The organism is Pseudomonas sp. PK-RTE-24 (genome assembly GCF_054052265.1).
In genome coordinates, this window is record NZ_CM133224.1 from 4995788 (window position 1) to 5014104 (window position 18317).

At 60.2% G+C, this 18317-nt stretch carries 19 protein-coding genes; 9 read left to right on the plus strand and 10 right to left on the minus strand.

Annotated features, from left to right (window positions below):
• The first annotated feature begins 45 nt into the window (after positions 1–45).
• Positions 46–960: a LysR family transcriptional regulator gene (locus ACV8MC_RS22320; RefSeq protein WP_123441644.1), complete on the plus strand. Its 915-nt coding sequence runs from the start codon at positions 46–48 to the stop codon at positions 958–960.
• On the opposite strand, the gene ACV8MC_RS22325 is transcribed toward ACV8MC_RS22320, so the two are convergent.
• Both ACV8MC_RS22325 and ACV8MC_RS22330 read right to left on the minus strand, forming a co-directional pair.
• Positions 961–1386: a VOC family protein gene (locus tag ACV8MC_RS22325; RefSeq protein WP_150635660.1), complete on the minus strand. Its 426-nt coding sequence runs from the start codon at positions 1384–1386 to the stop codon at positions 961–963.
• A 170-nt stretch (positions 1387–1556) separates the two neighbouring features.
• Entirely contained in the window at positions 1557–2009 is a 453-nt protein-coding gene (locus ACV8MC_RS22330; RefSeq protein WP_056784779.1) for a winged helix-turn-helix transcriptional regulator, read from the minus strand.
• Positions 2010–2116: 107 nt separating this feature from the next.
• Here ACV8MC_RS22330 and ACV8MC_RS22335 point away from each other — a divergent pair, with 107 nt between their 5' ends.
• On the plus strand, positions 2117–3343 hold the full coding sequence (locus tag ACV8MC_RS22335) for an MFS transporter (protein ID WP_457263515.1): 1227 nt from the start codon (positions 2117–2119) through the stop codon (positions 3341–3343).
• Positions 3344–3455: 112 nt separating this feature from the next.
• On the opposite strand, the gene ACV8MC_RS22340 is transcribed toward ACV8MC_RS22335, so the two are convergent.
• From ACV8MC_RS22340 to ACV8MC_RS22360, 5 genes are all read right to left on the minus strand, one after another.
• Positions 3456–3602: a hypothetical protein gene (locus ACV8MC_RS22340; RefSeq protein ID WP_177434183.1), complete on the minus strand. Its 147-nt coding sequence runs from the start codon at positions 3600–3602 to the stop codon at positions 3456–3458.
• A 108-nt stretch (positions 3603–3710) separates the two neighbouring features.
• Positions 3711–3938 (minus strand): PLD nuclease N-terminal domain-containing protein, encoded by a 228-nt coding sequence (locus ACV8MC_RS22345; RefSeq protein WP_024012535.1) that lies wholly within the window; start codon positions 3936–3938, stop codon positions 3711–3713.
• Between the two features lie 86 nt (positions 3939–4024).
• Positions 4025–4480 (minus strand): DUF421 domain-containing protein, encoded by a 456-nt coding sequence (locus ACV8MC_RS22350; protein WP_016774256.1) that lies wholly within the window; start codon positions 4478–4480, stop codon positions 4025–4027.
• A 7-nt stretch (positions 4481–4487) separates the two neighbouring features.
• On the minus strand, positions 4488–5006 hold the full coding sequence (locus ACV8MC_RS22355) for a hypothetical protein (protein ID WP_457263517.1): 519 nt from the start codon (positions 5004–5006) through the stop codon (positions 4488–4490).
• On the minus strand, positions 5003–5512 hold the full coding sequence (locus tag ACV8MC_RS22360; protein ID WP_150635663.1) for a CinA family protein: 510 nt from the start codon (positions 5510–5512) through the stop codon (positions 5003–5005). Before ACV8MC_RS22360 ends, ACV8MC_RS22355 begins: the two co-directional genes overlap by 4 nt.
• 165 nt (positions 5513–5677) lie before the next feature.
• Here ACV8MC_RS22360 and ACV8MC_RS22365 point away from each other — a divergent pair, with 165 nt between their 5' ends.
• Complete coding sequence (locus ACV8MC_RS22365) at positions 5678–8059, plus strand: DUF3772 domain-containing protein (protein WP_457263518.1); 2382 nt, start codon at positions 5678–5680, stop codon at positions 8057–8059.
• 5 nt (positions 8060–8064) lie between these two features.
• Here the strand turns inward: ACV8MC_RS22365 and ACV8MC_RS22370 are convergent, their stop codons facing one another.
• Positions 8065–9078, minus strand: coding sequence for a LacI family DNA-binding transcriptional regulator (locus ACV8MC_RS22370; protein WP_095180279.1), 1014 nt, complete (start codon positions 9076–9078; stop codon positions 8065–8067).
• Between the two features lie 203 nt (positions 9079–9281).
• Here ACV8MC_RS22370 and ACV8MC_RS22375 point away from each other — a divergent pair, with 203 nt between their 5' ends.
• From ACV8MC_RS22375 to ACV8MC_RS22385, 3 genes are read left to right on the plus strand one after another with little or no spacing between them, the layout of a single operon-like run.
• Positions 9282–10445, plus strand: coding sequence for a Gfo/Idh/MocA family protein (locus ACV8MC_RS22375; protein ID WP_457263520.1), 1164 nt, complete (start codon positions 9282–9284; stop codon positions 10443–10445).
• Positions 10435–11517: a sugar phosphate isomerase/epimerase family protein gene (locus ACV8MC_RS22380; protein WP_056784758.1), complete on the plus strand. Its 1083-nt coding sequence runs from the start codon at positions 10435–10437 to the stop codon at positions 11515–11517. Before ACV8MC_RS22375 ends, ACV8MC_RS22380 begins: the two co-directional genes overlap by 11 nt.
• 42 nt (positions 11518–11559) lie before the next feature.
• On the plus strand, positions 11560–12798 hold the full coding sequence (locus tag ACV8MC_RS22385; RefSeq protein ID WP_457263522.1) for a nucleoside permease: 1239 nt from the start codon (positions 11560–11562) through the stop codon (positions 12796–12798).
• A gap of 79 nt (positions 12799–12877) precedes the next feature.
• Here the strand turns inward: ACV8MC_RS22385 and ACV8MC_RS22390 are convergent, their stop codons facing one another.
• Entirely contained in the window at positions 12878–13174 is a 297-nt protein-coding gene (locus ACV8MC_RS22390; RefSeq protein ID WP_042609596.1) for a hypothetical protein, read from the minus strand.
• Positions 13175–14207: 1033 nt separating this feature from the next.
• Here ACV8MC_RS22390 and ACV8MC_RS22395 point away from each other — a divergent pair.
• The gene (locus ACV8MC_RS22395; RefSeq protein WP_457263524.1) at positions 14208–15044 is read left to right on the plus strand and encodes an AraC family transcriptional regulator; all 837 of its coding nucleotides are present in this window, start codon (positions 14208–14210) and stop codon (positions 15042–15044) included.
• A gap of 54 nt (positions 15045–15098) precedes the next feature.
• A complete protein-coding gene (locus tag ACV8MC_RS22400; RefSeq protein ID WP_076563371.1) occupies positions 15099–15692 on the plus strand; it encodes a LysE family translocator in 594 nt (197 codons plus the stop codon).
• Here ACV8MC_RS22400 and ACV8MC_RS22405 read toward each other — a convergent pair.
• Positions 15689–16459, minus strand: coding sequence for an AraC family transcriptional regulator (locus ACV8MC_RS22405; RefSeq protein ID WP_252885778.1), 771 nt, complete (start codon positions 16457–16459; stop codon positions 15689–15691). The genes ACV8MC_RS22400 and ACV8MC_RS22405 overlap by 4 nt on opposite strands.
• A gap of 221 nt (positions 16460–16680) precedes the next feature.
• Between ACV8MC_RS22405 and ACV8MC_RS22410 the strand changes: the two genes are divergently transcribed.
• Complete coding sequence (locus tag ACV8MC_RS22410; RefSeq protein ID WP_252869223.1) at positions 16681–18306, plus strand: APC family permease; 1626 nt, start codon at positions 16681–16683, stop codon at positions 18304–18306.
• Positions 18307–18317: the final 11 nt, after the last annotated feature.

Consider the following 18317-nt stretch of genomic DNA (forward strand, 5'->3'; position numbering starts at 1 on the left):
AGACGCGGCACAATCGCCGTCTCGCTCAAGCTCGGAGTACACCGCGTGCGCTTCTCACTCGATCAGTTGCTGATGTTCGTCCAAGTGGTGAAAAGCGGCTCGTTCTCCGCCGCCGGGCGCAAGCTGGGCAAGACGCAATCGACCATCAGCGCGGCGATCGCCAATCTGGAAACCGACCTTGGCGTCGAGTTGTTCGACCGCAGCAATCGCAGCCCTGCCCTCACCGCCAGCGGGCATAAATTGCTGGTCCAGGCAGAGGCGGTACTGGAGCGCTGCATGACCTTCGAGGCCCACGCTGATTGCCTTTCCGATAGCGTCGAACCGAGCCTGACCCTGGCGATTGAAACGCCGTACGGCCCGATCATGCCGGTGCTGCAAGCGTTCGAGCAGGCCTTTCCGTTTGTCGATCTGATCATTCGCCACCCGGTCTACGGCGATGTCAGCGAACTGGTCAGCAGTGGCGAGGCGGTGCTGGGCGTGGCGTTTTCGCAGCCGGGCTATCCCCGGGAACTGGCGTTCCAGCAACTGGGCAAACTGATCATGCTGCACGTCTGTCATCCCGATCATCCGCTGGCGCAACTGGACAACGTCACGTTCGACGATTTGCACGTGCATCGGCGCCTGGCGTTCAGTGCGCACGCCAGCAAACTGCCGAGCAGTGAATACCTGCGTTCGACGCAACTGTGGCAAGCGGAAAGCTATCTGGCCCTGCTCGAAATGGTCCGCGCCGGCCTCGGCTGGGCGACCCTGCCGCGCCAGCTGATCCAGCGTGAACTGGGCAATGGCGAACTGGTCGAGTTGCAGCTGTCGGCGTACCCGCATACCGACTGGCAAATCGGCGTCGACCTGTTATGGGCACGCCAACGGCCACTAGGGACGGCCGAGCGCTGGCTTAAGGAAAAGCTCCAGGCCAACAAGGTTTATGAACGCGATCGCAACGGTCAGACCACTACGCTGTGATTACTTGGCGAACACCTGGCCCATGTCCTTGAACGCCTTGAATTCCAGCGCATTACCGCAGGGGTCGAGCAGAAACATGGTCGCCTGTTCGCCGACCTGACCCTTGAATCGAATGTAGGGCTCGATCACGAATTGCGTGCCGAATGACTTCAGTCGCTCGGCCAGTGCTTCCCATTGCTGCCACTCTAAAATGATGCCGAAGTGCGGGACCGGTACGTCGTGGCCGTCGACCGGGTTGCTGTGAACGCTTTCCTGGGCAGCTGTCTGCGGCTGTTCATGGATGACCAATTGGTGGCCGTAAAAATTGAAATCGACCCACTGCGCGCTGGATCGGCCCTCGTCCAGACCGAACACTTCACCGTAAAAACGGCGGCAAGCGGCAAGATCGTAAACCGGGATGGCGAGGTGGAAAGGCGAAAGACTCATCAGGCACTCCGGCAACCGCGTTGATTAAACCAATCTGGCAACGGCGCACCGCTGCTGATCGAGGATCGAAAACAGCCTAGATCAAAAACCCTGCGAATGCCGGCTCGACTTTTCATGCCATGGAGATAGCGCGTCTGTGAATACGCGCCACGACTATCTGCTCGGCTTCTTTACCGGCGCGTCACCACTTTTCGGTGACAGTCTGCCGGGGCCAGCACCGCGCCGGCGCTGGAGCGCACGACGATAGTTTCGACGGGCTCGGCCCGTTCGTTGTCGAGCAGGATCGAGTGCTCCTCCCCCTCGACAAACAGAAAACGCTCGCCCCACTGCCGCAGGCTGACGACGATGGGGAACACCGCCCGGCCCATGTCGGTGAGCACGTATTCCTTGTAGGCGCTGCCATCGGACGCGGGCTGAATCTGCAACACGCCGAGCTCGACGAGCATTTTCAGTTTGACCGTGAGGATGTTCTTGGCCAAGCCCAGACGTTTCTGGAATTCACTGAAACGGCGCACGTCATCGAACGCATCGCGAATGATCATCAAGGCCCAGCGATCGCCAATGGCTTCGAGTGTTCGGGCCACCGGGCATTCGCTCTGCGCCAATGTTTGTTGTCGGGCCATGTGATTCCTGATGGATCGGCTATTGAATGTGGTTGCATTTAACAACCCGAATGAATAAAGATCAACGTATCGGTTTCAATTCAAAACCACACTACGAGGAAGCAAGGATGCCGTGTCAGACGCAAACCCTGATCAATGCGCAAGCCGCAGCTGACAGCGCAACGACCGGGCTGAGTCGTTTGCAGACTTTTCTCTTTGCAATCACCTGCGCGATAGCAGTGGCCAATGTTTATTTCGCACAGCCATTGTTGGAATCGATGGCCGCCAGCCTCGGGGTTTCACCCGGTGCAATCGGCGTTGTGGTCACGGCCACGCAAGCCGGGTATGCGGTCGGGCTGCTGTTCATTGTGCCGCTGGGTGATCTGCTCGATCGAAAGAAACTCATCGTCAGCCAACTGCTTTTGTCTGCAACGGCGCTGTGTGCCGTGGGCCTGTCCGAGAGCTGGGGAGTGTTGCTCGGCGCCATGATGCTGGTGGGATTGCTGGCGGTGGTGGTGCAAGTGGTGGTCGCCTGCACCGCCAGCCTTGCTCGTCCGGAACAGCGCGGCGCCGCCGTAGGCACCGTCACCAGTGGCGTGGTGCTGGGCATTTTGCTGGCGCGTTTCGTTTCCGGCGTAGTGGCTGATCTGGCCGGTTGGCGCGGCGTGTATTTTGTCTCGGCAGTCATGATGATCGGCATCGCTCTGCTGTTATGGCGCACCCTGCCCGCCTCGGCAAAACCGCCCGCACAGGGCAGCTATCGGCAATTGCTGCGCTCGATGTTCCAACTTTTTTTGACTGAGCGGGTATTGCGCATCAGAGGTATCTTCGCCCTGCTGATCTTCGCCGCGTTCAGTGTGTTGTGGACGTCGATGGTGCTGCCGCTCAGCGCCCCGCCCCTGTCGTTGTCCCACACGCAGATCGGCCTGTTCGGACTGGCCGGAGTGGCGGGCGCGCTCGCCGCCGCACGGGCTGGGCGCCTGGCCGATCGCGGCTTGGGCAATCGCACCACCGGCATCGCCCTGGCGCTGTTGACGCTGTCCTGGCTACCCATCGCATTTGTCGACAGTTCGCTGCTGGCGATGGCCGTCGGAGTGATCCTCCTCGACTTCGCCGTGCAAGCGGTGCACGTCACCAACCAAAGCCTGATCTTCGCCGCACGGCCCGATGCGCAGAGCCGACTGGTCGGTGCGTATATGTGTTTTTACTCGGTGGGCAGTGGTTTGGGCGCCATCGCGGCGACGTATACCTATGCGCACTCTGGCTGGGTGGCGGTGTGTTTTCTCGGAGGAGGGATCAGTGCTGTGGCGCTGATGTATTGGGTGTGGCTGGAGTACGTTTATTCACACGACTGAACCAATGTGGGAGCGAGCCTGCTCGCGAAGACGGAGCATCAGTCAGCACAGAGTTGTCTGACCTGACGCCTTCGCGAGCAGGCTCGCTCCCACAGGGATTACTCGCCAGCAGCTACTTGCCGTCCTCGGGCTTCTCGGTCTGCATCTGCACCGACGGTTTGCTTTTGTCACCGTCCTTGTTGGGTGCATCGTTGGAATCGAAGCAGCCGCTCAACAGAAACATTGAGCAGAACCCCAGACATACGCAGATTTTCTTCATGACAATCTCCTTTCAGCAGTGGTATTGCTACCCGGTTCAAGCTTGACCTAGCATCGTTTACCTTCTTCCGGGATGTGCGCAAATTCATTGCAGGACTGCATCGGGCTCTCAGCCCTTACTGTGCTCCGGCGACGAAGGCCCTTCCTTGACGCCGCGCGGGCCGGCGATGCCCCACACGATCAGGCCGAGCACCGGGAACACGATCAAGCCGATCGCCCAGGCGGCTTTGACGCCGACGCTCTTGTTGCTGCGAAACACACTGACAATCGCCCACAGGTCGACCAGCAGAATGATCACCGCCACGGCGATGGAGAAGTAACTCGCTGCCTCGTTCATTTCGCAATCCTCCGATGACTTGTAAGCATTGGGCTGCGGGGCTTTTTCAGCGTTCAAAAAAATTGCGCGTGCGCGGCGCCAAAGGCTCAGCCGCCTTCCGGATCCTGGCGGATCACTGAAATCTTGCCGTTGCGTTCGATGATCGCGAATTTGATCTGGTCGATGGTTTCAATGCCCTGACTGGAACGCGCGGCTTCCATGACGTCCGCCTCGACCAGCCGCGCATGGCGCAGACGCCGCTGCAACAGCTTGCCGTTCTCGACAATGATCGTTGGTTCACCATCGATCAGCCGCGAGATCCAGCTGGAACGCTGCTTGAGCAAGGAGAACCCAACGTCGATGGCGATCAGGGTGATGATCACCAGAAACGCATTGGTCAGGGAAAAATCATCCCCGAGCAGCGCTTGCTGGGTGGCTTCACCGATGATCATCAGCAAGACGAAATCAAACGTCGTCAGCTCGGCCAACGAACGCCGACCGGCAATTTTGAACAGCACCATCAGTGCCAGATACATCGCGAGTGCGCGCAACACCGAGTCCATGGGTCACCTATGGATAAATGAATTGAATGAGCTTCACTTCGCTCGAGCCTAGCGCGCGGATATGGCTGCGAAACAGGCCCAGTCCGTCGCCGCGCAGGGTCAGATAAAGCGTTGCCTGGCCCTGCGTATCCGCCTGCAACCACAAACGCATGCCCTGCGCTGAGCTGCGCATACGCACCGGCGCCGGCTGCATGGTTTCGATGCTGAAGCCATCGAGCATCTCGCCGCCGATGTCCAATTCGACGGTAGCTTCAGGCGTCGCGTGCACGCTGAGTTTCAGCGGGTTGGTCGAGCCGTTGCGGTGGAACATCTCGTACTCGACCTGGACTTTGCCATCGTCGCTGCGGGCGTCCTGCGAACTGAGCACGCCCCGGGAAAACAGCCCCAACAGACCCAGCAGCATGCACAGCACCAGCAGATACCAACCGATGCGCTCGAAGCGCCAGACCTTCAGTTGATAGGCCATGTCCTCCTGCACCGGGAACTGCCGACTGCGCAGATCGGGATGCTCAGCGTCAGGCTTCATCGGCGCCACCCTCCTTCGCCGCGCAAGGCGCGACGGTGATAGGCCGGCAACTGCTGCAAGGCGAACTCACAGGCCAGGGTCTGCACTTCACTGCGCGATCCGGGAAACCATTGCCGGGTGCTGAACAGAAAATGTTGGTCATCGAACTGGAATGCCCAGGCGAAACACACCGTACCGGCCTTGATGCCGTCCATATCATCGGGTCCGAGAATGCCGGTGGTGGCGACGGCGACGTTGGCCGTGCTGTCGCGCAACGCACCAATGGCCATTTCACTGGCAACTTCCACGCTGGTCAGATTGAAGGTTTCCATGGTCGCCGGGCTGACGTGGAGCAAGCGCTGCTTGGCCTGCGGCGAATAGACCACGTAGCCGCATTCGATCAGCTCGCCGCTGCCGGGCACTTCCGACAGCAACATGACGATTTCCCCGGCCGTGCAGGATTCGGCGGTGGTGATGATCAGCGAATGTTGGCGCAGGTATTCAATCGTTTCCTTGGCGATGGACATGGCACGCTCTCGAAGCTGTTATTGCCGGTTGACCGCTCGCTGTGCGGATCATTCCGCTGGACTGGATGAGCGTATACCCGCCTCTTCCAGTGAAAGTTTTCCGCTCCATTCGGCGCGATCACCTACCCTCATAGACTGTGTGTTCCACTCGAGCCCGCCGCCCCCATGCGTTGTTCATTCAAGTCGTTGTTTTTGATTCTGTTCCTGCTGCTGATGCCGGGCAGCGCTGCGCCGTGGGCAGCGGAGCCTGCCGCGCCGACAACCCCCGGCGCAGCGCCGCTGCCGGTGATTTCGCAGAGCGATCTGCAAGCCCTGCAACAACGCCTCGACGGGCTCAAGCAGCAGATCTCGGCGGCGAACAATTACAACCAGCTCGAAGGCCCGCAGGATCGGGTGCAGGCGTTCATTCTCGATGTCGATCGGTTGTCGGCAGCGCTGTTGCCGCAACAGGCGCAACTGGCGGTGCAACTGGGCGTGCTTGGCACCGCTCCAGACGCTGAGGTGGCTGCCGAGCAAGCCGATATCGTCGCGCAACGGGCTGCGCTGGCGGAACAGAAAAGCAAGGTCGACGGCACCCTGAAAAGCCTCGCCGCACTGAAACAGAATGCCGCCGACCTGATCACGCAAATCGCCGGCATCCGCCGCACGCTACTGGAAAGCGAACTGACCCTGAGCACGCGCAGTGTGTTGAGTCCGCAGTTCTGGGCGCCACTGATCAATCCAAGCGAGGACGACCGCCAGCGCCTGCGACTGTTCGTCGAGCAGGTGGCTGACGTATGGGCCACGGTCTGGGCGCCGGGCGAGCGGTTTTACACCTGCGTACTGGTGCTGCTGGCGCTGCTGATCTGGACCTTCGGCCGACGTCTGGCTGAGCGCGGGCTGACCTGGTTCTGCATTCATCGCGTGGCGGAGGGCCGACTGCGCCGCAGTGCCTTGGCCTTCGCCTCAGCCATAGCGACCTTCATCACCACCGCCATCGCCCTGAAGCTGCTGTTCTACGCCTGCACCCGCCACGACGCCCTGCCGCCGATGCTGGAAACCTTCTCCGAAGAGTTCGAAAAAGTCGTCTATGCCTGCGTGCTGATCACCGGGCTCAGCCGTGCATTGCTGTCCACCGAGCACCCGTCGTGGCGCCTGCCGGCAATTGCTGATCCAGTGGCGCTGGCCCTCAAGCCTTATCCGCGAATCCTCGCCTGCGCGTTGCTGGTGTTGGTGACGCTGGTACAAGTCGCCAATGCCACAGGCATGAGCAGCCACATCGTGATGGCCGGGCGCGGCGTGATTTCCATGGTGGTGCTGGCGATCATCGGCACGATGCTGGTGCGCGTGGGCAAAGTGCGCAAGGCCTTGGTCGCCGCCAACGACGCTTCGGCGACGAACAGCGTGTTCGCCGGGCTGATCTACAGCGTCGCCAGCGTCTCGATGTTTGTCACGGCCATTGCCCTGCTTGCCGGCTATGTTTCGCTGGCGCGGTTCATCAGTTATGAACTGGTGTGGAGCTACGTCGTGCTGTCGGGTTTCTATTTGCTCATTCAGTTGGTCAAGGACGCCTGTGAACACCTGTTTTCACCGAAACACGCGAGCGGCCAGGCGCTCAAGCAATTGCTCGGGGTCAGCGATCGACGCCTTGAGCAAACGTCGATCCTGTTGTCCGGCGTCAGCCGCGCCGGCCTGATGCTGATGGCGCTGATTTCGTTGTTTGTCGGCGGCATCGGCACCACGCTCGGCCAACTGGTCACCAACATCATGTCGATTCTTGGCGGCGCCGGTTTGCGCAAGCTGAATATCGTCCCCGGGCACCTGCTCAATGCGCTGCTGGCGCTGCTGATCGGCATCTGGCTGATCCGTACATTGAGCCGCTGGCTCGACAACGAATTCCTGCCCAAGACCGACATGGACCCGGGCATGTGCGCGTCGCTGAGCACGCTGTTCTCCAATATCGGCTACGCCTTCGTGATTCTGCTGACGCTGTCGTCGCTGGGCGTGCAGTGGACCAATCTGGCGTGGATCGTCAGTGCGCTATCCGTCGGTATCGGCTTTGGCTTGCAGGAGATCGTCAAGAACTTCGTCTCCGGCCTGATTCTGCTCACCGAGCGCCCGGTCAAGGTCGGCGACCTGATCAGCATCAGCGGCGTCGAGGGCGACATCCGCCGGATCAACGTGCGCGCCACGGAAATCCAGCTCAGCGACCGCTCGATCGTGATCGTGCCCAACTCGCAGCTGATCTCGCAGAACCTGCGCAACGTTACCCTCGGCGGCAGCGCTCAGGGCGTGGCATCGCTGGAGCTGGTGTTTCCGCTGGATATCGATCCTGAGCAGGTCAAACAACTGCTGCTGGATGCGTATCACGAGAACGAAACCATTCTCGATAAACCGGCGCCATTCGTGCGTTTCAGCAAGTTGTCCCCGGACGGCATAACCCTCACGGTCACCGGCTATGTGGGCAGCCCGAGGATTGTCGGGCTGACCAAGAGCGATTTGTTGTTTGAAGTGTTGAAGCGGTTGGGCGCAGCGGGGATTGCGCTGGCGAAACCGCCAGCGGCGTGATCAGGTTAGCGCTTGCCCGTGTTGTCGATGCGGGCCGTGCTGCTGCGTGGCGTCAGCTCGAACGGCAGGACGACATGCCTTTCTGCCAGCGGCCGCTTTTCGATCAGGGCAATCAGCATCTCGACCGCCTTGGCCCCGAAGGCCTCGGCTGGTTGCGAGATGGTGGTCAGCGGCGGATCGCAGAACGCAGCCATGGGAATGTCATCGAAACCCACCAATGAAATATCCTCGGGCACACGCAGCCCGGCCTGCCGGATGCGCTTGAGCGCACCAATGGCCATTTCATCGTTTTCGCAGAACAGCGCGCTCGGCCGCTCGGCCAATGCGAGCATCTTTTGCGCGCCGGCAAAACCGGCCTCGAGGCTGAAATTGCCATGGCAGATCAGTGCTTCGTCGAAGGCAATCCCGGCCTCGCGCAGTGCCGCTTCGTAGCCTGCCAGTCGATCCAGAGTCAACGGGCTGTTTTTCGAGCCCTTGATCAGGCCGATGCGTCGGTGCCCCGATGCGATCAGATGTTCGGTCATGGCTTTGGCGGCGGCAACGTTGTCCAGGCTGATGGTTGGATAACGCCCGGCCTTGAGCACTTCGCAAGCATTGATGATCGGCGGCACATCGGCGTCGGCCGGAGCGTTTTCGAAAGGATCGTAGGCGCGCAACTGAATCACCCCGTCGGCCTGATAGGCGTACACCAGCTCGGCGAATTGTCGCTCCAGTTCTTCCCGGCCCTGAGTGTCGCACAGCAGCAGCCGATAACCGGCTGCCTGCGCCGCTTGCTGCGCGCCGCTGATGACCCGGGCAAAGAAGGTATTGGCGATGGTCGGCACCAGAATCACCAGATTGCCGGTGCGCCGCGAACGAAACTGCACGGCCATCAGGTTCGGCCGATAGCCGGCCTGCTCCACGGCCGCCATGACGCGCTCACGGGTTGGCGCGAGCACACGCTCGGGCGATTTCAAAGTCCTCGAAACCGTCGCCACGGAAACCCCGGCCAGTCGAGCCACTTCGCGAATATTGGACAAAAACACCTCGTTGATTCATGCCGATCAGACGCGGAGCTTACCGCAGGCAACGAGCGATCGAAACGCTGTCGATCATCCGCTGGCATTTGACACTCGGCTATTTCACGCCTAGATTTCGCCCACGATGTAACCGGTTACATCACTCATCAGCATTGCATCCAGCTACCGAGACGACTGCCATGTACGCTGCCGCAAAAATAAGAATGGGTTTTGTTGGAGGCGGTGAAGGTTCATTCATTGCCCGTGCCCACCGGCAAGCCGCCGGCCTCGACGGACGCTTCGAACTGGTCTGTGGCGCGTTCAGCCGCGACTCAGAGAATAATCAGCGCACCGCTGCGACCCTGGGAGTGTCCGCCGAACGTTGTTACGACGATTGGCAAACCCTGCTTACCCGCGAGGCCGCCCTGCCCGCCGAGCAACGCATGCAACTGCTGGTCATCGTCACCCCCAATCATCTGCACGCACCGATTGCCCGTGAGGCATTGAGCGCCGGTTTTCACGTGTTCAGCGAGAAACCCGCGGCGCTGAACCTCGCCGAGGTGCAGGCGCTGCATTCGGTGGTGATCAACAGCCAGCGAATTTACGGGCTGGCGCACACCTACCTCGGTTACGCGATGGTCTGGCAGGCCCGCGAAATGGTCGCCAGCGGCGTGCTCGGGCACGTGCGCAAAGTCATCGTCGAGTACCCGCAAGGCTGGCTCAGCACCGATGTCGCCGGGCAAGGCAACAAGCAGGCCGGCTGGCGCGACGATCCGGCGCAATCCGGGATCGGCGGCTGCATTGGCGACATCGGCACCCATGCGTTTTCCCTCGCCGAGTTCGTTGCCGGCCAGTCGATCCAGTTCATCAGCGCAATGCTCGGTTCGCATGTCGAGGGTCGGCAACTGGATGACGATGTGGCGATGCTGTTCAAAATGAGCGACGGCGCCAGTGGTGTATTGCTCGCCAGCCAGGTCTGCGCCGGTGAGGAAAACCCGCTGAAGATCCGCGTCTACGGTGACAAGGGTGGGCTGGAATGGCGTCAGGAAGAGCCGGCCAGTCTGATTCATCGACCGTTGAATGAACCGATGCGTATTCTGCGATCCGGAGTCGGTCAGCCGTGGTTGTGTGACGCTGCCAGTCAGCGCATGCGCCTGCCCGCCGGGCATCCCGAGGGTTATCTGGAAGCGATGGCCAACCTGTACGGCGATCTCGCCGAGGCGATTGTTCAAGGCGTCGAAGGCCATCATGCCCCGGGCATACCGGGCATCGAGACCGGCCTGCGCGGCATGGCCTTCATTGAAACCGCCATCGCCAATCACCTTGGCAATGAAAAGTGGAGCGAGATACCCGGCCCACTGACAGGAGCCCAGCACAATGAACAGTGATCAGCAAAATTTGACTGGCCTGAAAGGTCCGGGGATTTTCCTCGCGCAATTCATCGCCGACGAAGCGCCTTTCGACTCCCTCGCCAACATCGCCGAGTGGGCAGCCTCGCAAGGCTATAAAGCCATTCAGGTACCGACCCTCGGCACGCGTTTCATCGATTTGCAGCGCGCCGCTGAGAGCCAGGATTACTGCGACGAACTCATCGCCGTCTGCGCCCGCGCGGGTGTAGTGATCAGCGAGTTGTCGACGCACCTGCAAGGACAATTGGTCGCTGTGCATCCGGCGTTCGACAGTCTGTTCGACGACTTCGCCCCGCCAGCACTGCGCGGCAAACCGCAGGAGCGCACCGAGTGGGCCATCGAACAGTTGAAACTGGCGGCCCGTGCCAGCCAGCGTCTCGGACTCAAGGCCCATGCGACCTTCTCCGGCGCACTGCTCTGGCCCTACGTCTATCCATGGCCGCAACGTCCGGCCGGTTTGGTCGAGCAAGGTTTCGCCGAACTGGGCAAGCGCTGGCTGCCGATCCTCGATTGCTTCGAAGAGGCCGGCGTTGATCTGTGCTACGAAATCCATCCCGGCGAAGACTTGCATGACGGCGCGTCGTTCGAGCAGTTTCTTGAGGCGGTGAATCATCACCCCCGCGCCGCAATTCTCTATGACCCGAGCCACCTGCTGCTGCAGCAAATGGATTACCTCGGCTTCATCGACCGTTACCACCAACGCATCCGCATGTTCCACGTCAAGGATGCCGAGTTCCGCCCCGATGCGCGCTCCGGCGTCTACGGCGGCTATCAGGGCTGGGTCGAGCGTCCCGGGCGCTTCCGCTCGCTGGGCGACGGCCAGATCGATTTCAAATCGATCTTCAGCAAATTGTGCCAATACGACTTCAACGGCTGGGCCGTGCTGGAGTGGGAATGCTGCCTGAAAGACTCTGCACAGGGCGCGGCGGAAGGCGCGGCGTTCATCGAGCGACACATGATCCGCAAGACCGCCAAGGCCTTCGACGATTTCGCCGGGGTCAGCGCCGATGCCGCTTCCAACCGGCGCCTGCTCGGCCTGACCGACGACTGATTCATCCGCGTTACCGACATAAAAACAATACGGTGATCTGAAATGAACGTAATGAATGCGCGACTGAGCGTGATGATGTTTTTGCAGTTCTTTATCTGGGGCGGCTGGTTCGTCACCCTCGGCACTTTTCTGGCCACCACGCTCGCTGCCAGCGGCGGCCAGGTCGGCATGGCCTTCGCCACGCAATCATGGGGTGCGATTCTGGCGCCGTTTGTCATTGGCTTGATTGCCGACCGGTTTTTCAATGCCGAACGCATTCTGGCGGCGCTCCATCTGCTGGGCGCGGTGCTGCTCTATCAGCTCTATCGCGCGGCAGACTTCAGCGCGTTTTATCCCTATGTGCTCGCCTACATGATGGTCTACATGCCGACATTGGCGCTGGTGAACGCCGTGGCGTTCCGCCAGATCAAAGACCCGGCGCTAGAGTTCTCGCGCATTCGCGTATGGGGCACAGTGGGCTGGATTGTCGCCGGTGTGGTGATCAGCTTCGTGTTCGCCTGGGACTCGCAACAAAGCATCGCGGCGGGAGGCTTGCGCAATACGTTCCTGATGTCCGCCGTCGCATCACTGCTGTTGGGGCTTTACAGCTTCAGTCTGCCGAACACCGCGCCGCTGAAAACCGCAGCCGGCTCATCAAGCCTGAAGCAGATGCTCGGCGTCGATGCGTGGGGTTTGCTCAAGGATCGCAGCTATCTGGTGTTCTTTCTCGCCTCGATCCTGATCTGCATTCCGCTGGCCTTCTATTACCAGAACGCCAACCCGTTTCTCGCGGAGATCGGCGTGACCAACCCGACAGCGAAGATGGCCATCGGTCAGGTCTCGGAAGTGCTGTTCATGTTGCTGTTGCCGCTGTTCATCCATCGTTTCGGCATCAAGATCGCCCTGCTGGTCGGCATGGCTGCCTGGGCGTTGCGTTACGTGCTGTTTGCCTTCGGCAATAACGACGATCAGGCATTCATGCTGCTGATCGGCATTGCCCTGCACGGCGTGTGCTATGACTTCTTCTTCGTGTCCGGGCAGATCTACACCGATGCAAAAGCACCGGAACGCTTCCGCAGTTCGGCGCAAGGTCTGATCACCTTGGCCACGTACGGGTTGGGCATGTTGATTGGCTTCTGGATTGCGGGACGGATTACTGACCACTTCACTTCGAGTGCGGGCCATGACTGGAGAAGTATCTGGCTATTTCCAGCCGGTTTTTCCGTGGCGGTGCTGCTGTGTTTCTGGGCGACGTTCAAGGGCCGCGATCGGGACAAGGCTGTGTTGCCGACTGCGGTTTAGAGCAGAGTTCTAATGCATGAACAGAACGAATGCCGCCTGTGGTTTAGGCGGCATTCGCTATCGATGCTCATGGTTGCGCTCAAGCGGTGCGACGTTCGAGCAGACGGTCTGCGCCACCTTCGGCAACCCGATTGCCTTGCAGATGATCGGAGCCATCAGAGGCTACTGCATCGCTGAACAGTGGATCGGTTTCGGTGGCGGCAACTGCGTCGCTGAATAGCGGGTCGGTTTCGGTGGCGGCTACTGCGTCGCTGAACAGACGATCAGTTTGAGTAGCGGCCACCGCGTCGCTGAACAGTGGGTCGGTTTCGGTGGCGGCGAAGGCGTTCAGTGCAAAAACCGAGAAAGCGATACCGAGGATAGTCTGGCGTTTCATGATGATGTGCTCCGAGTTGCAGTGGTTGGGTATGGAACCGATCTTACGCCGCACCGTGGATATGAGAACTTCATTGACTTAATGGTTGTTATTGACGCAATCAATGATGAGTTGAGTAAAAGCAGCTGCTTACCTAACCGTTAAGCTGGTGCTTACGCGTCCAGACGAAACGCCCTACAAAGTCTAAAGCACAAAACTGACAAATCGTATTTCTGACAGCTTTACGCAAGCAAAAAAAGACCCGAATCGATCGAAACCGAAACGGGTCTTTCCCACCCAGACGACCCTTATTTCAAGTCGTCAAAGTGATCTCGCAGGAACTCGTAAAAGCGCAAAGCTTTCAACAATCTCCATACAAGGCTCAGCGTACGCAGCAAAAGCTTCATACGTTTTGGCCTCCAGGGCTGGCGGCCAAACCTCCAGCAAACTTACCGGACCATGCGTGCCTTCAGCCTACATGCTGGTGTGGCTAGTGAGGCGGCCGGTTGAAATCCCTCCGAGACAACATTCCGGCGCGGGTGCGAATCCGCGTCAGAGGGCGTGAAACCTTTTGCGCCCCCCAGCCAAACCTCACTGCTCTACCAACAAGATGAGCGCAGGCATCTTAACGCAGAAATCAGAAGAGAAAACCCGAGTAACCAAGGTTATCCTGCGGCTACGCCTGAACCTTTGTAAAATCGTATTTCTGACAATGTTTATTGACAGATCTGAATTCAGTTGCATGCGCTGGCCGCTCCGAAAAAACCTCCCACATCACGCTAAACCTACGTTGCACTGACGGGAGAAACTTAATACCATGCGCGGACATGTTGGTGTGGCTAGTGAAGCACATGGCCTCGGCTCCAAACCGAGGATTGAAAAACCGCCCCGCGAAGGCGGTTTTTTTTCGTCTGTGTTTTCTGGTCCCCCTCCCATCCAAGGCACATTGCCTGACTCGATCCCCCTGCGCCCCTGCACAAATCTTCTAAACACTCTTCTCCCCCACGCGGTATTTTAGAAACGCCCCTGCTCAACCGCCCTATGGAATCCTCCCATGGACAAACGCAACTGGATCTCTCTCTCCCAGGATGTCGATACCGGGATCGAGTCGATTCGTGCGCATTTCCGTGGGCATGCCTACGATCCGCACTGGCATGACAGTTTCCTCGTGGGCGTTACCGAGCAGGGCGTGCAGCAGTTCAATTGCCGTCGTATACGTCATCGCAGTACCCCGGGGCATGTGTTCCTGCTTGAACCAGGAGAGATCCACGATGGCCATGCACCGACCGAGGATGGCTTCACCTACTCGATGCTGTACCTCGATCCGCACTGGCTGGAGCGCGAACTGCACGCGCTGTTCGAAGAGGCGCCCGCCGACAGTCAGCCAGGCTTTGCCGACACCCTGAGCCACGATCCGCGCCTGTCGACTGCGATCGTGCAAGCCTTCCACGCGTTACATGACGGCGATCTGCGCATCGTCCGGCAGACTGCGCTGGATGGCCTGCTGGCGTCCCTCACCCGCCACCTCGACTGGCGCAAGCGTCAGGACTTCGATCCGCGCCTGCCACTGGTTGCGCAGGTTGCGCGCGACTATCTGCATGCCCACACCTACGAAGACATCGGCCTCGACGACCTAGCGCAAGCCTGTGGTGTCGATCGTTTTCGCCTGACCCGCGCGTTCAAGGCCGCTTTCGGTCTGGCACCCCACGCCTATCTGATCCAGTTGCGCCTGGCCAAGGCGCGGCAATTGCTCGCGCGCGGCGAGACGCCAGCGCAGGTGGCCAGCGTGCTCGGTTTTGCCGATCAGAGTCATCTCGGTCGCTGGTTCCGCCGCGCCTATCAATTGACCCCGGCGGACTACCGCAAACGCTGCTCAAATCTTCCAGACTGAGGCCCGCCCGCTGACGATCATGGTGTCCTGTTTCGACTTTCAGGAATTTGCACCATGGCTTCTTTACTGCCCTTTCTGCTGTTTGCTTTCGTCGCCTCGATCACTCCGGGGCCGACCAATATTCTGGTGCTGAGCCACAGTTCGCGGCGCGGATTGATTGCCACGTTGCCGATCATTTTTGGCGCGTGTGCGGCGGCCGCGTTGATCGTGCTGGTGGTCGGTCTCGGTGCTGGCGAAACCCTGTTGCGCTTTCCGCGCGTGCAGCAAGCGATGGCCTGGGCTGGCGTGCTCTGGTTGAGCTGGCTGGCGTGGCAGATCTTTCGCAGCCCGCCGCCATCCCTGGACCCGAAATCGCAGGAACAAAGCTTGAGCGTATTCGGCGCGGCGCTGCTGCAATTGGTCAACCCGAAGGTGTGGATGATGGCTGTGGCGGTGGTCAGCGTATTCGTCGGCGGCGGCGACAAGACGCTGCGCCTGTTGGTGTTGTCGCTGGCGTTTCTGCTGGTGTCGTTGCCGTGCATGACGCTCTGGGCATTGCTCGGCGTTGGCAGCGCGCGCTTGCTCAGCTCACCGCAGGCGTTCAAGCGCATGAACGCGGCACTGGCCCTTCTTCTGCTGCTCTCGGCCTGGCTGGCCGTGTTGGTCTAATGCCCGGTGGCTTGCCGGTATTCGCGTGGTGTAAACCCGGTCGAGGCTTTGAACTGACGGGTGAAAGCGCTGTGATCGGTGTAGCCGCATTGCAGCGCAACCTCGGTAATCGGCAAGTCGCTGTGCAGCAATCGATGCGCGTGTTCCAGGCGGACTTTCTGAATCATCTGCCGTGGTGTCAGGTGGAAAACGCGTTTGCAGTAGCGTTCCAGTTGCGCCACGGAAATCCCGGCGATCCGCGTCAGTTCACTCAGCGTCACCCGCCGGTTGAAGTTGCCGCGAATGTATTCATCGACAGCCGCCAGGCGCTCGAACGCCGGGTGGGTTTCACTGGCTGACTGCAGATCCACCGAGATCCCCACCAGACCGATGATCGTCCCGTCACGGTTGTAGATCGGCCTCTTGTGGGTCAGGCACCAGCCCGGTTCGCGACTGCCATACAGATGCAGTTCGAGCTGATCCTCCAACACGAAACCTTCCTCCAGCACCTTGCGATCCTGCTCGGTATAACCCGGCCCCAACTGCGCCGGGAACACCTGCGCACTGGTTTTGCCGAGCAACGGGCGCAGGTCCTTCAAGCCACAACGCTGCACCAGCGTACGGTTGGCCAGCACATAACGCGCTTGCAGATCCTTGATGAAGATCGCCGCGTTGGGGATCACATCGAGTATCGGCAACAGCTGCGCGGCACCCGCGACCATCTCTTCGAGGGTCTGCGCACGCAAGCCGTCAGTGCCCTGGCACAGGATCGAAAACGCTGACTGCATCAAAGACTTCCCCTCGAGTTGAACCACCGCAAATGTCACTCGCCAGCAGATTGCAGCAACGTCGCGGCCCTGTCGAGGCCGCGCATTCATCGGCGCCATTGTGCTGAATTCGTCATCGATCCCTGCATAAAACATCAATCGCCGCCACTGCCGGGCGGTGCAAAGTCTGCTCGTCCCCGTGACACAACTGCCTATCCAATAACTCACAAGAAGGCGATGCCATGTCAGGCCAAGGCAAGTTCAAAAAACAGCTTTCATTGATCGACCTCACCTTTATCGGACTCGGCGCGATCTTCGGCTCCGGCTGGTTGTTCGCCGCCAGCCATGTCTCGGCGATTGCCGGACCGGCGGGGATTTTTTCCTGGTTGCTGGGCGGTTTCGCCGTGTTGCTGCTGGGCATCGTCTACTGCGAACTGGGCGCGGCATTGCCCCGTGCTGGCGGCGTGGTGCGCTACCCGGTTTATTCCCACGGCCCGCTGCTCGGCTACCTGATGGGCTTCATTACGCTGATTGCGTTTTCCAGTCTGGTGGCGATCGAAGTGGTCGCCTCGCGCCAATACGCGGCGGCATGGTTTCCCGGTCTGACCAAGGCTGGCAGTGGCGATCCGACGATCCTCGGCTGGCTGGTGCAGTTCGGCCTGCTCTGCGTGTTTTTCCTGCTCAACTACCGCAGCGTGAAGACGTTCGCCAAGGCCAACAATCTGGTCAGCGTGTTCAAATTCATCGTGCCGCTGCTGGTGATCGGCGTGCTGTTCACCTTCTTCAAACCGGAGAACTTCCAGGTTCAGGGATTCGCTCCATTCGGCCTGTCCGGCGTGGAGATGGCCGTCTCTGCGGGGGGGATCATCTTTGCCTATCTGGGCCTGACGCCGATCATTTCCGTCGCCAGCGAAGTGAAGAATCCACAGCGCACCATTCCCATCGCGCTGATTCTCTCGGTACTGCTGTCGACCCTGATCTACGTGCTGCTGCAAATGGCCTTTCTCGGCAGCATCCCGACGGAAATGCTCGCCAACGGCTGGGCCGGTATCAGCAAGGAATTCGCCCTGCCCTATCGCGACATCGCCCTGGCGCTCGGTGTGGGCTGGCTGGCGTATCTGGTGGTCGCCGATGCGGTGATCTCGCCGAGCGGCTGCGGCAACATCTACATGAACGCCACGCCGCGAGTGATCTACGGCTGGGCGCAGACCGGCACCTTCTTCAAGGTCTTCACCCACATCGATGAAAAGTCCGGCATCCCGCGTCCGGCGCTGTGGCTGACTTTCGCCCTGTCGGTGTTCTGGACCCTGCCATTCCCGTCGTGGGAAGCGCTGATCAACGTGGTCTCCGCCGCGCTGGTGTTGAGCTATGCGGTGGCGCCGGTGTCGGTTGCGGCGTTGCGGCGCAATGCGCCGGACATGCCGCGCCCGTTCCGGGTCAAGAGCATGGGCCTGCTTGGGCCGGTGTCGTTCATCATCGCCGCGCTGATCGTTTACTGGTCGGGCTGGAACACCGTGTCGTGGCTGCTCGGCCTGCAAATCCTGATGTTTGTCATCTACCTGTTCTGTGGCCGCTTTGTGCCCACCGCTCACCTGAGCCTGGCGCGTCAGGTGAGTTCATCGGCGTGGCTGATCGCCTTCTACGCGGTGACCATCGCGCTGTCGAAACTCGGCACCTTCGGTGGCCTGGGCATCCTCGCGCATCCGTTCGACACGATCGTCGTCGCCGCTTGCGCCACCGGCATTTACTACTGGGGTGCAGCAACCGGCGTGCCTGCCCATCTGCTGCGCCTGGACGAAGAGGACGAAGAAAGCGAAAGCCCTGCGCCCTCGTCCACCGTCACCGCCCGCCCTGCCGGCGCCTACTGAAATCATCCAAC

Bases quoted from the DNA above. Each gene is read 5' to 3' on its own strand.
- ACV8MC_RS22400 (WP_076563371.1), top strand. From the start codon at position 15,099: ATGGCTTCTTTACTGCCCTTTCTGCTGTTTGCTTTCGTCGCCTCGATC.
- ACV8MC_RS22405 (WP_252885778.1), bottom strand. From the start codon at position 16,459: ATGCAGTCAGCGTTTTCGATCCTGTGCCAGGGCACTGACGGCTTGCGT.
- ACV8MC_RS22385 (WP_457263522.1), top strand. From the start codon at position 11,560: ATGAACGTAATGAATGCGCGACTGAGCGTGATGATGTTTTTGCAGTTC.
- ACV8MC_RS22340 (WP_177434183.1), bottom strand. From the start codon at position 3,602: ATGAAGAAAATCTGCGTATGTCTGGGGTTCTGCTCAATGTTTCTGTTG.
- ACV8MC_RS22325 (WP_150635660.1), bottom strand. From the start codon at position 1,386: ATGAGTCTTTCGCCTTTCCACCTCGCCATCCCGGTTTACGATCTTGCC.
- ACV8MC_RS22360 (WP_150635663.1), bottom strand. From the start codon at position 5,512: ATGTCCATCGCCAAGGAAACGATTGAATACCTGCGCCAACATTCGCTG.
- ACV8MC_RS22380 (WP_056784758.1), top strand. From the start codon at position 10,435: ATGAACAGTGATCAGCAAAATTTGACTGGCCTGAAAGGTCCGGGGATT.
- ACV8MC_RS22355 (WP_457263517.1), bottom strand. From the start codon at position 5,006: ATGAAGCCTGACGCTGAGCATCCCGATCTGCGCAGTCGGCAGTTCCCG.
- ACV8MC_RS22395 (WP_457263524.1), top strand. From the start codon at position 14,208: ATGGACAAACGCAACTGGATCTCTCTCTCCCAGGATGTCGATACCGGG.
- ACV8MC_RS22375 (WP_457263520.1), top strand. From the start codon at position 9,282: ATGGGTTTTGTTGGAGGCGGTGAAGGTTCATTCATTGCCCGTGCCCAC.
- ACV8MC_RS22410 (WP_252869223.1), top strand. From the start codon at position 16,681: ATGTCAGGCCAAGGCAAGTTCAAAAAACAGCTTTCATTGATCGACCTC.
- ACV8MC_RS22390 (WP_042609596.1), bottom strand. From the start codon at position 13,174: ATGAAACGCCAGACTATCCTCGGTATCGCTTTCTCGGTTTTTGCACTG.
- ACV8MC_RS22345 (WP_024012535.1), bottom strand. From the start codon at position 3,938: ATGAACGAGGCAGCGAGTTACTTCTCCATCGCCGTGGCGGTGATCATT.
- ACV8MC_RS22335 (WP_457263515.1), top strand. From the start codon at position 2,117: ATGCCGTGTCAGACGCAAACCCTGATCAATGCGCAAGCCGCAGCTGAC.
- ACV8MC_RS22350 (WP_016774256.1), bottom strand. From the start codon at position 4,480: ATGGACTCGGTGTTGCGCGCACTCGCGATGTATCTGGCACTGATGGTG.
- ACV8MC_RS22365 (WP_457263518.1), top strand. From the start codon at position 5,678: ATGCGTTGTTCATTCAAGTCGTTGTTTTTGATTCTGTTCCTGCTGCTG.
- ACV8MC_RS22330 (WP_056784779.1), bottom strand. From the start codon at position 2,009: ATGGCCCGACAACAAACATTGGCGCAGAGCGAATGCCCGGTGGCCCGA.